The sequence below is a fragment of the Stenotrophomonas sp. CS3K5 genome, assembly GCF_059515225.1.
In genome coordinates this window covers 282667-295607 of sequence record NZ_JCAKRX010000001.1, presented here as the reverse complement: position 1 = coordinate 295607, position 12941 = coordinate 282667, and the positions used below count along the sequence as shown (strand labels likewise).

The window sequence follows — 12941 nt, the reverse complement described above, 5'->3', positions numbered from 1 at the left end:
TGTCGATGCTGCTTCCGGGAATTTCTCGAATGTAGTGATCAATCTGTCGCAGTTCCGTGATTCGGATCGCAACTACACCATAGCGATCAAGAACTATGTGCTTGCAGCACGTGCCAACGAGGCCGTCGCAACAATCAACGGGTGGAATGCTGTCCGCAATGAAATGGTTGCCAGCAATGGGGGCAAGCCAATTGATCGCCAGGCGCTGTTGGAGCGCATGTACTTCGTGCGCCCGGACTGCGTAACAAGGTTGCCCAGCGGGCTTTACGAAACTGCCCCCGGGATCGTGCTTGATCAGAATCTCGTTCTGCAACAGACAGCGGCCAACATCGAAGCGGTGGCCGTATGCTACTTCGATGATCCACGTTCAAAGCTCGGCCCGAACGCCAATCTGAGCTATCACGAGTACTACACGCTCGGAGCGATCAACAGGATTCTGTATTACGAATCCGAGTATCGCCGCATCTTGGGGGCCGGAAAGCCCAATGCGCTGACCATCGATTTTGCAGCACTCGGAGTGGACAGAGCAAAGCTGGAGGCATCGGGCTTCTATTTCACCGGGAACAGTGAAACCCTGGGAATCTCGGATGGTCCGAACAACTGGACGACCATCACGCGCAAGGGCTCAGCGACACCCGGCTGGAACTCCCCGTATGCATTGAGTTGGCTGTTCAATGCCGACGATGGGCTCCTGCAGAAGATTGCCTTGGCGGGTGGGCTCGGCGGAGCCATCGGCGGCGCCGTTTCTTCGGCACTGCGTATCAAGGATCCTGCATGGCGGGTGCTGAGTTCCACCATCCTGACAACCGTCGGTGAGAATCTGGCAGAGGCCATCCAAGCCGGCGGTGTGTCTGTAACGCTTCCGTCGGGAGTGGTCCAGAACGTCCTTGACGACCTTCCGGAAGAGTTCCAGGCCAACTTGCGCAGTGCAGGTGTGGGTGCGATCTCCTCCTATCTGGCCGCAGAGCTGATCAGCTCGCTTGGTATTGAAGGAACGCTTGGCGAACTGGGGCAAACCGTCGCGTCGGCGGCGATCGCGCAGATCATCCAGAACGCGGCAGCGATTTCCAATGGCGCGAACATCAGCCTGTTCAATGGCATCAGATCCGCCCAGCTGTTCAATGCGGTGGGGGCTTATGTCGGCGCGCGCATCGGTGCCAGCCTGGTAGAGTTCGATACCATCGGTGGCCAGATCGGTGCGCAGGTGGGATCGGCCATTGGTGCTTATGTCGGTGCATCTGCGGCGACGACATGGGCTGCAGCGGGCAGTAAAGTGGGTGGGGCGGCATACGGCGCGATCGGTGCGGCAGTCGGCGCATTGGTCGGCTACATCCTGGGAGGACTGATCGGCTCGTTCTTCTCAAGTGGAAAGCCGCGGTCGTGGGCCACGGTCAGCTGGGAAGAGACATCGGAGAGCTTCGTCATCAGCGGAGTGCGGTCACGCTCCGGTGGCTCCAAGGCCGGTGCGAAGATCCTCGCCAGTGCCGTGGCGGAGAATCTCAATGCTGTGCTGAAATTGTCCGGAAGCCGGGTAGCCTCTGGTAGCTCTGTCGATGGGGGCACCTTTGGCGCGTATGGAAAGGAGTATCGATACTGGTCGGCGGCTCCCGTCGCGTTCTCCAGCGCGGAAGAGCTGATCGGATACGGATCGGCACTGGCACTGACCAATCTTGCCGGGAAGATGATCGGCGGCGACATCCATATCAAGCGCGCCCTCGTGCAACACCTGGGGATGCTGCCGTCTTCGCGTGAGTTCAACGTGACGTCTCTGGTCGGGGATCTTGCGATGGCGGCCGACTACGGGCGCTATCTGATGGACCCCTTCCAGATCAACGCGCTCATTGCCGGCGCTCCGGAAAGCGGACTGGCAGCACAATGGGCTATCACATTTGCGCGTGCCACAGAACTTGGGTTGAACAAGCGTGCATCGACTGACTGGGTAGGAGGATTTGCGGCATGGATGGATCAGTTGCCCGATGGGGAGCTGAATGGCGTAGGCCTGAATGCGGCGAACGTCGTTGCATCGCTTGACAGTTCGAGTGGCCGGAAGTTCCTGTTCATGGGATGGAGCGGCGAGGAGCTCCTCTCTATTGGCGACACCATCGTCACCGCAGACAAGGATCGCATCCTCGGTGGCACCGGCAACGACAGCATCATCGTCAATGGTGCCACGCTGTCCAGCACCACCGGCCTGCTGATCAATGGCAAGGCCGCCCCGGCCACCCATCGCATCGGCATCGCTGCGGTCATTGATGCTGGTGCCGGCAACGATCTGGTCCAAGGTGGAGACCTTGGCAACGATCTGCTCGGCGGCAGTGGCAACGACACCCTGGTGGGTGGCCTGCTCGATGACTGGCTGTTTGGCGGGGACGGCAATGACGTGCTGTTCGCCGGCAATGTCACCAATGTGAACTTCGCCATCGGTGATGCCGGCGCACAGGCGCTGGCGATCGCTGCGCGTGGTGGCAACGGTAACTACCTTGACGGTGGTGCCGGCGATGATCGCCTGTATGGCAGCACCGGTTCGGACTGGCTGGAAGGTGGCGCTGGCAACGACCTGCTGGTGGGTGGCGAGGGTGGTGACATCATCGCCGGTGGCGCCGGCGATGACCGGGGTGCCAATGGCGAAGCGCGCCTGTTCGGTGGGGGCGGCGCGGACCAGTACCTGTTCCGGCTCGGTGACGGCCGCGATGTGGTCTACGACGAAGAGGGGGCGGGGGCCATCCGCGGCAGTGGCGACAGCCTGAATGACCGCCTCGCCAAGATCGCCAATGGACAGCTGGCGCGCAACTGGGCCGGTGGTGGCGAGTACGAGGTCAACGGTTCGGTGAAGGGCGGTGAGGACGCGATCGTGTTCGGCACCGGCCTGTCGCTGCAGAACATCCAGATGCGTCGCTCCTCGGCCAGCGGTGCCGGCAACGACCTGATCATTGCCCTGGTCAGCTATGACGCCGCCGGCAACGTGATCTTCACCGGCGACGAGCTGACCATCAAGGACTGGTTCGAATCCTCGCATCGCGTGGAGTGGCTGCGGTTTGCCGATGGTGAGGACATCCGCATCGGCGACATGACCTCGTACATCATCGGCACGGGTGGCTCGGATGTGATCCTGGGCACTTACGGTGCGGACTTCCTGTATGGCGGCGCCGGCAACGACGAGATCCGCGGCCTGGCTGGCAATGACTTCGGCAATGGTGGCTCGGGCGACGACTTCGTCGCCGGTGATGGCGACCAGGACTGGGTGATGGGCGGCTCGGGCAACGACCAGGTGCTGGGCGGCGCGGGCAACGACACGGTGTTTGGCGACGATGGCAATGACCGTGTATATGGCGGCACGGGTTCGGACCTGGTGGTCGGCGGCCGTGGCAACGACGAAGTGGTGGGCGGTGAAGGCGATGACGTCTTCCGCTACCAACGCGGCGATGGCGACGACATTGTCATGGACGACTATGTCGACAACTGGGATCTGGTCTGGGAGAAGGGTGCCTACGTCAACGGCTATGTGCGCAATGCCGATGGCACTGTCAGCAAGGATGGCGTGGTCTACTTCGATGGCTCCACCTGGATCAGCCACAACGACTGGAATGATGAGGCGCAGGTGCTGCGCCGGCACAAGGGCGCGCTCAATGGCCTGATTGCGCGCAACGCGGGTGTTGATTCGCTGGAGTTTGGCGTTGGCATCGACATCCAGGATGTGATGTTGCAGCGCGATGGCAATGACCTGCGCCTGGTGATCGGCCGCGATGGTGAGAAGGAGCGCCTCTCGGCGTCCAGTGACCGGATCACGATCAAGGACTGGTATGCGTTGGGTGGATCGATCGAGAATATGGTGTTTGCCGCGACCGGCCGCCATGCGCTCACCGACATGACTCTGCTGGGAGGCGGCGATGGCAATGACACCATTGCCGGTACGGCTGGCAAGGACTGGTTGACCGGCAACGGTGGCGATGACGTCATCGACGCCGGCGCGGGCAATGATCTGCTGATGGGCAACGAAGGCGACGATACGCTGCGTGGTGGTGCGGGTGACGACATCCTGTACGGTGGCCAGGGCGATGATCTGCTCCACGGCGGTGCCGGCGCGGACACCCTGTTCGGTGGCGGTGGCGTGGACATCGCCTCTTACGCGGGAAGTGCGGCGGTGCGCGTATACCTGGAAGGCACGTTCGCCAATACCGGCGACGCCAAGGGCGATGCCTACAGCAGCATCGAGGGTATCGAGGGCGGTGCCGGCGCCGACCGGCTTGGCGGCAGCATCGGTGCGGATGTGCTGCGTGGTGGTGGTGGCGCGGATGCGCTGTACGGCGGTGAGGGCGACGATGCCTATGAGTACAACATCGGCGACGGTAGTGATGTCATCTATGAAGGCGCTTTCTATCTGGATGAGGTGATGTCCAGCTCAGGGACGTTGGGATCAGCCTACACGGCGTCCTGGGAGTATCTGGGCCTTGGCGAGACAACCGCGGGCAACAAGCATCAGTATCGGTTGACGGTCAAGGAGATCGCATCCGGCACTGTTGTCTACCAGAGCGTGGACAAGGTGGACTTCCTGTTTGACGCCCCAGTGGCGAACGCGCCAGCCTCCACCACGTGGCCATCGGCGCAGGCGCAGTTCCGTTCATCGACCTGGCGAAACGGGCCAAATGGGCAACAGATCGTGCGCGAAGTGTTCCAGACCACCGACGGGGGCCAGGATACGCTGGTACTGGGAGCAGGGCTAAGCCTCTCCAATCTTCGGTTGGCACTGAGCGGGACGACGCTCCAGGTGGATGTCTTCGCCGCACAGAACGGTACGATCAAGCTTGCCAATCACACGAATGCCCAGCGTCGCGTCGAGTTCATGCAGTTGAAGGACGGACTGGTGCTGGATCTGCGCCAGTTCCGCCAGCTTTCCCAAGGCGGTAGCGCGAGTGACGATGTATTGTTCGGGTCCGATGGCGCGGACACGCTTACGGGTCTTGCAGGTCACGACGTGCTGGCGGGTGGAGATGGCAATGACACGCTGCGGGGCGGCGACGGCGACGACACGCTGGAGGGCGGCGCAGGTGCCGACATCCTCGACGGCGGCAGCGATCGCATCAGCCTCGGGCAGGCGGCGGTGGCGGGTGAAGCCTATGGCGATACCGTCCGCTATGTGACGTCCACCGCCTCGCTGGTGCTGGACCTCGCCGCAGGCACGCTGTCGGGCGGGCATGCCGATGGCGATACCCTGGTTGCAGTCAACGGCGTCAGCACGCTGGAGAACGTGGTTGGCAGCGACGGCTTCGCCGATACCATCAGTGGTGATTCACGCGCGAATCGCCTGATCGGGCTGGGCGGCAACGACTGGCTGGATGGGCGTGGGGGCGATGACGTGCTCATCGGTGGTGATGGCAACGACACCCTGATGGGCGGCGACGGCAACGATGCGTTGTCCGGCGATGCCGGCGATGACCGACTTGAAGGTGGCGCGGGCAACGATGTGCTGGCCGGTGGCGCGGGTGCTGACGAGCTTTACGGTGGGCTGGGCGACGACCAGATCAGCGGCGATGTAGGCAACGACAAGGCCTGGGGCGGCGAAGGTAATGACACCCTGGGGGGCCAGGACGGAGACGATCAGCTTTACGGCGAGGCCGGCAACGATACCCTGGTGGGCGGCACAGGCGACGACCTGCTGGATGGCGGGACCGGCAACGACACCCTGGCCGGTGAGGCCGGCAACGACCTGCTGCGGGGCGGGGATGGCAATGACGCCTACCTGTTCGATCGGGAGGGTGGCAACGACCGCATCGAAGACGCACTGGGCGTCAATCGCATCGTGCTGCAGAACGTGGCCAACCAGGAGGTCTGGCTGCAGAAGGTGGGCAACGATCTGCTGGTCAGCGTGATCGGGGGCAGCACCCGGATCACCATCGCGGGCTACTACACCGGCGCCAGCCGGATCACCGAGATCACGACCGGTGCAGGCTCGCTGTTCCTTGCCCACGCCGAGCCGCTGCTTGCGGCAATGGCGGCAGAGTCGGCGTCCGTGCCGGCTGGGATGTCCTCCAGCTTGCAGGGCCTGCTCGGCAGCTACTGGCAGAACTCGAGCAAGCCGGCACCACTGGTCGAAACGCAGTACCTGGCCACCGATGAGGACGTGCCGCTCAGTGGCAGCGTCAATGCCGTCGACCATGACGGGAACATCACCGGATACACGGTGATCACCGCACCCGGTATGGGGACCGTCGCGCTCAATGCAGCCACCGGCGCCTGGGTCTACACGCCGGCGGCGGACCGCCACGGCAACGATCGTTTCGTGGTCCGGGTCACCGATGCCGACGGCAATACCGCCGACCAGGTGGTGGATCTGGTGGTGCGCTCGGTCAACGACGCGCCCAGCGACATCCTCGCGGCGGGGCCGCTGGCGTTGGACGAGAACGCCGCCAACAACCTGTCGCTGGGCCGCTTCGGCCATGTCGATCGCGACGGCGCGGAAGATACGGCCACCTTCACCCTGATCAATGATGGCGGCGGGCGCTTCAAGATCACCGCCGATGGCACGCTCAGCGTTCGTGATGGCACCAAGCTGGACTATGAAACCGCCACCGCGCACACCATCCGGGTGCGCGTGACCGACGGTGCCGGCGCGTGGTTCGAGAAGGACTTCAAGATCGACGTGCGCAACGTCAACGAGGCGCCGTTCACGCCGACGCGGCCACCGAACACCGCGCCCGTACTGGCCGGTGAAAAGACGGGCGGCGGTACGGTGGTGGGCACCTTCGTGATCGGGGACCCCGACAAGACCACGCCGACCCTGCAGCTGGTGACCAACCCGGGCGGTCTGCTGGAGGTGGTGGGCAACCAGGTGCGCGTGCGTTCGGGCGTTGCGATCGACTTCGAGGCGTTGGCCACAGCGCAGGGCGCGACCCTGGTCGACCTGGATGGCGATGGCATCAAGGAAGTGCTGCTGACCGCCAGTGTCAGGGCATTCGACGGCGAGCTGGCGTCGGCCGGAACCCTCAGCTTCACCTATGCCATCGAAGACGAAAACGAAGCACCAACCGCCGTGGCATTCGCGGCCACAACCACCAGCTTCAACGAAACTGATCGGGTGGCCACTGGCACAGCGCTGCCCGCGATCCTGCTGGGCACGCTGTCGTCCACCGATCCGGACACCGTGGCGGGCAGCGACTTCGCCACCATGGCCTACAGCGTTTCGGACAGCCGTTTCGAGATCGTCAACGGCAACCAGCTGCGCCTGAAGGCGGGCGCGATCGTCGACTATGAAGCGGGAAGCACGGTGACGGTGACCGTCACGGCAACCGATCGTGGCGGCGCCGGATTGAGCGTCAGCAAGCAGCTGGTGTTCACAGTCGTCAACCGCGATGACTATCTGTACGGCACCGCAGCCGGCGAAACACTGGTCGGCCAGGCCAACCGCGACGTGATCCAGGGGTTGGGCGGCAACGACACCATCAACGGTGGCGGTGGCAATGACGATCTGTACGGTGGCGATGGCGATGACACCCTGCGCGGTGACGCCGGCGACGACAAACTGTGGGGCGAGCTCGGTCGCGATACCCTGTACGGTGGCGCGGGCATCGACGAACTGCGTGGCGGTGACGGCGATGACAACCTGTATGGCGAAGACGGCGATGACCGTCTGTATGGCGATGCAGGGAACGACATTCTCGATGGCGGTGCCGGCAACGATCTGCTGGAAGGTGGCATCGGCAATGACACGCTGAAGGGCGGCCTCGGCAACGACATCCTGCGCGGTGGCGATGGTGACGACCTTCTTGAGGGTGGCGCCGGTGCCGACACGCTGTCCGGGGGGGCAGGCGTCGATACGCTGACCTATGCTTCGGCAACGGCGGGCATCGTGCTGAACCTGGCTACCGGAACACATGGCGGCGCGGCCGCCGGCGATGTGCTGGAAGATGCGTTCGAGCGCGTGATCGGCAGTGGGTTCGACGACGTGATCACTGGTGGCGCGGGAGATGATTACATCGAGGGTGGCGCTGGCAACGACAAGCTCTACGGAGGCGCTGGCAACGACACGCTGTATGGAGGTGATGGTGACGACCTGCTCGATGCGCAGGCCGGCAATGACACCCTGTATGGAGGCGCAGGTAACGACATCCTGATTGGTGGCGATGATAGCGACGTCTACTTGATCGACCGCAACTCCGGTGCCGACGAAATCCGCAACTACGACTCCAGTGGCGACGATATCGACGTCATCGGCTATCGCGACATAAGCCGCAATGACCTGTGGTTCAGCCGTACCGGCGATGACCTGGTGATCTCGGTGATCGGCACCAGCGTGGTGACCACGATCAAGGGCTGGTTCACGACCACCAATGCCAATGATCGCGCCAACTACAAGATCGATTTCTTCCTGGCCGGCGAGCACGCCAGCAGCACGATCAATGCAGAGGCACTGGTCACGCTGATGGCCGGTCGCGCCAAGCCGGCCACGGTCGCGGCCTATCAGGCATTGCATGCCGACGGCACGTTCGAGAACCAGTGGCGGCACTACTGGGATGGCAACGGCCTGCCATCGATCAGCATCGTGCCGGATCAGTCGATCAACGAGGATGGGCAGGTCGTCCTGCAGTTCACCGTCGGTGATGACCTGACCCCGGCCTCCGGGGTCACCGTACGTGCCGTGGCGGTGGATGCCACTGACCTCACGACGGTGGTGGCCTGGATGAATACTCCGAGCATCACTGCGGGGGCCAACGGCGAGCGTACGGTGACGCTGGTGCCGAAGGGCAACGCCAGCGGACGCGTTGCGATCAAGCTGGTCGCAACCGATGCCGGTGGGCTGGTGACCGAGCGCGTGTTCTTCATGAATGTGGTGCCGGTAGTGGACGCGCCTGTGATTACTCGTGCCGTACAGGTGGGCAAGACGCTTGATGGCGGATCGCTGACGCTGGACGTGCAGGCTGCCCTCACCGACACCGATGGTTCTGAGACCCTGGAGATCCGCATCTCCAACCTTCCGACCGGGCTGACCCTGAACAAGGGAACGAACCTGGGCAACGGCGTGTGGTCGCTGACGCCGGCGCAGCTGGCCGGCCTTGCGCTGGTCGGCCCGGCCACGTGGTCGGCCGACCTGACCGGCACTGCGGCGCTGACCGTGACCGCCATCGCCAAGGAGACCGCCACCGGCCTGACCAGCAGCAAGACGCAGACCCTGTCGGTCACCATCAACGCGCGTCCGACCGACATCACGGTCGACCGGGCGTTGAGCACGGTCGAATCCACGGCGGATGCGCCGGTGGCCAATGGCACGGTGCTGGGCAACTTCGCCCGCGTCGACGCGGACAACGATGGCTTCACCTTCAGCCTGACCGACAATGCGGGTGGCCGCTTTGCGATTTCCGCGGCGGGCGTGCTGACGGTGGCCAATGCCAGCCTGCTCGACTACGAGACCAACACGTCGCATCAGATTGTGGTGCGCGTGACCGACGCCGGTGGCCTCAGCCGCGACAAGACCTTCACCGTGGCGGTGACCAACGTCGATGAAGCCCCGGCAATACCGACGGTGTCCAGCCAGCCGGTGGCCATCGCTGCCGAAAATGCCGCGTTGGGCGGCGTGGTGATTGCCAACCTGTCCTCCAGCGGCGGAAATGGCAGCTACAGCTATGTGCTGGAGGGAGACTCGCGCGGCTGGTTCACCCTGGTCGGCAACCAGCTCAAGTTCCGCGATGGCCTGGTGCTGGACTTCGAGGCGCTGAAGGCCGCCGGCATGACGCTGAGCGATGCCGACAGCGACGGCCGACAGGAGGTGGTGTACTCGGTGTCGGTGAAGGCCGTATCAGGTGGGTTGACCTCGGCCGGTGCGCGCACCATCACCGTGCGCCTGGAGGACGTCAACGACGCGCCTCATGGCATCACTGCCGACCGTACGCTCAGCATCGCCGAGAACTCGGGCAACGGTACCGAGGTCGGCAAGTTCAGTGGCCAGGACCAGGATGCGACCGACGGCCTGACCTTCACCCTGGTCAACAATGCCGGCGGCCGCTTTGCCATCACCGCGGCCGGTGTGCTGAGCGTCGCCAATGGCGGGCTGCTGGATTACGAGGCCGCCACGTCGCATGCGATCACGGTGCGGGTGACCGACAGCCACGGCGCGACCCGCGACCAGGTGTTCCAGGTCGGGGTGTCCAACGTCAACGAGGCACCGCGCACGCCGGATGTCGTGCAGCACGTGGCGCTCACCGCCGAGAACACCGGCGTGTCGGGGCAGGTGGTGGCGACCTTGTCTTCGTCCGACCCGGATGGAACCGCGCCCTCGTACCAGATCATCAACGACCCGTTTGCCTGGTTCGTGATCTCCGGCAACCAGCTCAAGTACAACGTGAACAGCTTCGATTTCGAGGCCGTGGCGCCGTACCTGCAGCTGATCGACGGCGATGGCGATGGCCAGCTTGAGGCGTATTACAACGTCACGGTGCGTGCGACAGACGGCGCGCTGGTGTCGGGCAACCGCGAGATCACGGTGCGTATCGAGGACGTCAACGAGGCGCCCACGACCTGGGGCCAAAGCGTGACGCTGGCCGAATCGGCGCCGGGCGCCGGCCAGACCGTCTTCCAGTTCACCAACTGGTCCGACCCGGACAGCCAGTGGTACAACCGCGACCATCGTTTCGCCATCACCGGCGGTGCCAGCAACCTGTTCGGCATCAATGCCACCACCGGCCAGATCGCGCTGCACGGGCAGCTGGACTTTGAAAGCGCACAGAGCCACCAGATCCAGGTGACGGTGACCGACCGCGCCGGCGCGTCCAGCAGCACCTGGGTGACGATCAACGTACAGAACGTCAATGAGAAACCAACGCTGGTCTACACGCAGGACAGCAACTTCGTCTACGTGCTCTGGGGAAGTGACCAGGAAGATTTCTACAGCAGCGTGGTGATCACCAGTGCGGTGGAGATTCTCAGTGTGACCGCGCAGTACTGGGATACGTACACCAACGAGACGTTCTACTACGACTATGGAACGACCACGCGTGCAATCTCCGGCGACGGGTTCCTCACCGGCTATTACTACAACGGCACGATTGCCACCCGTATCGCCAACCGCGGCAACCGGCGCCAGGTCAATGAAGGCAATTGGGGCGACCCGCGCGGTAGCGGTGCGGGTTATTACCAGGAGACCTACTACGACACCTGGTACGAGATCGTCGTCCAGTCGGTGGACAGTGCCGGCCTGTGGAGCGACCCGGTCAAGTTCGTCGTCAACGAGTTCGGCGCTCGCCTCGGCCCTGTGGTTCTCGATCTGGACGGCGACGGCGTGGAAACCGTGGGCTGGGCCCAAAGTGCCACCCGCTTCGACATGGACGGTGATGGCGTGCGCGACCTGACCGGCTGGGTCGGGCCGCATGACGGTCTGCTGGTGCTTGACCGCAACCGCAACGGCACGATCGATTCCGGCGCCGAGATTTCCTTCACGATGGATCGGGAAGGCGCGCGCTCCGACCTTGAGGGCCTGGCGGCGTATGACAGCAACGGCGACCGGCGCCTGGATGCCGGCGATGCGCGCTTCGGCGAGTTCCAGGTCTGGCGGGATGCCAACCGTGATGGCATCAGCCAGACCGGTGAGCTGCTGACGTTGCAGCAGGCCGGCGTGGCATCGATCAATCTCGACGCGCAGCGCACCGGGCAGACGCCGGGCACCTCGCCGGACAACACCACCTACGCCAACGGCCAATACACCCGCACTGATGGCAGCCAGGCGGCCCTGTCGGACATGTTCTTCGCCTTTGGCGAGCGCGAAGAAGGTCTTGATGGCGATGGGCTGGATCTGAATGCCGGCGCGGGCCGGAACGGGCGCGACCAAGGCAGTGGTGACGCTGCCTCCGGACGGGTGAAGCGCCGTGGCGGTGATCCGCGTGTTGCCATGGCCGGCGACCCGCCGGTGCCGACCGCGGCGCCGGCAGGGGTCGGTGCGGGCGACCGCTTTGCCGCCCCAGCGCCCACCGCAGCCGAACGCCTGCAGGCCGCACCACGTTCCGCCGAACGCCCGGCCATCGAGGAGGACATTCCTTCCGGCCCGGCGGCACAACGCTCGGCGTTGCATGACAATCTGGCGCTGGCACAGAAGAAGCGGTTCCAGATGATTGAAGCGATGTCCACCTTCGACGCCCAGCCCTACGCACAGGGCATCAGCACGGCCGCACGCGATCCGGCTGCGCTGGAACTGTTGACCGCCATTCCCGACTACAGGATCTCGCAAGCATGATGACGTCCACGACCCCCTCTTCGGCCCCGGCCGAAGGCGCCCCGCGCACCGTTGCCGAAGCCCTGGGCCAGATCGTCTGGCTGCTGTCGCAGTCGCCGCTGCACCGGGAGATGCCGCTCAAAGACCTGGAATGGTCGTTCATGCCACCGATACTGAAGGAGCAGTTCCGGGTGTTCCGGTTTGGCACCCTGCCACCGTTGCCGGGCCTGGACGAAGCCAGCCCGGTGTTTGCCGGGCTCACCCGGCAGGCACTGGAGCAGCTGCCGCTGGGAGTGGCAATCTGGGCCAACCTGTCCGAGGACGCCGAGCGCAAGCTGGAGCAGGGACAGCGGCTGGAACTGGAGGAGTGGAACAGTGGCGACCGCCTGTGGCTGGTCGAGTTCATCACCCCGTTTGCGCAGCCCGGCAACGGCCTGGCCGAAGCCATGCTGGGTGACCTGCTGACCGGCCCGTTTGCCGGGCGAAGCCTGTCCATGCATCGCACCGACCCGGTGACCGGGCGCCGGGACAGGGTCACGCTTGGAGGCGTGCCGTCGCAGGCGGCCTGATCCGGTGGCTGCCGGAGCGCCCTCCCGCCACCCGGGCGGAGGGCGTGGCCGGCGCCAGGGCGCTCGGTGCGGCGGGGGTGGGGTGGTAGAATGCAGGTTTTCTGGCAGTGCCCACCATGGGCGGCCGGGTTTCGGCAACTCCGGCTGTGTGCTATCACAGGCACCGGCCCCCGGACAAT

The 12941-nt window shown here is 64.4% G+C and carries 2 protein-coding genes; both read left to right on the top strand.

The features are described 5' to 3' along the window. Positions 1-871 precede the first annotated feature (871 nt). On the top strand, positions 872-12214 hold the full coding sequence (locus tag AC5YGJ_RS01305; RefSeq protein ID WP_496185500.1) for an SPM autocatalytic domain-containing protein: 11343 nt from the start codon (positions 872-874) through the stop codon (positions 12212-12214). Next, positions 12211-12762 (top strand): toxin-activating lysine-acyltransferase, encoded by a 552-nt coding sequence (locus AC5YGJ_RS01300; protein ID WP_496185499.1) that lies wholly within the window; start codon positions 12211-12213, stop codon positions 12760-12762. The genes AC5YGJ_RS01305 and AC5YGJ_RS01300 overlap by 4 nt, the downstream gene beginning before the upstream one ends. The last annotated feature ends 179 nt before the right edge of the window (positions 12763-12941 follow it).

Excerpts from the sequence above, each read along its gene's own strand:
- AC5YGJ_RS01300 (WP_496185499.1), top strand. The coding sequence starts at position 12,211 with ATGATGACGTCCACGACCCCCTCTTCGGCCCCGGCCGAAGGCGCCCCG.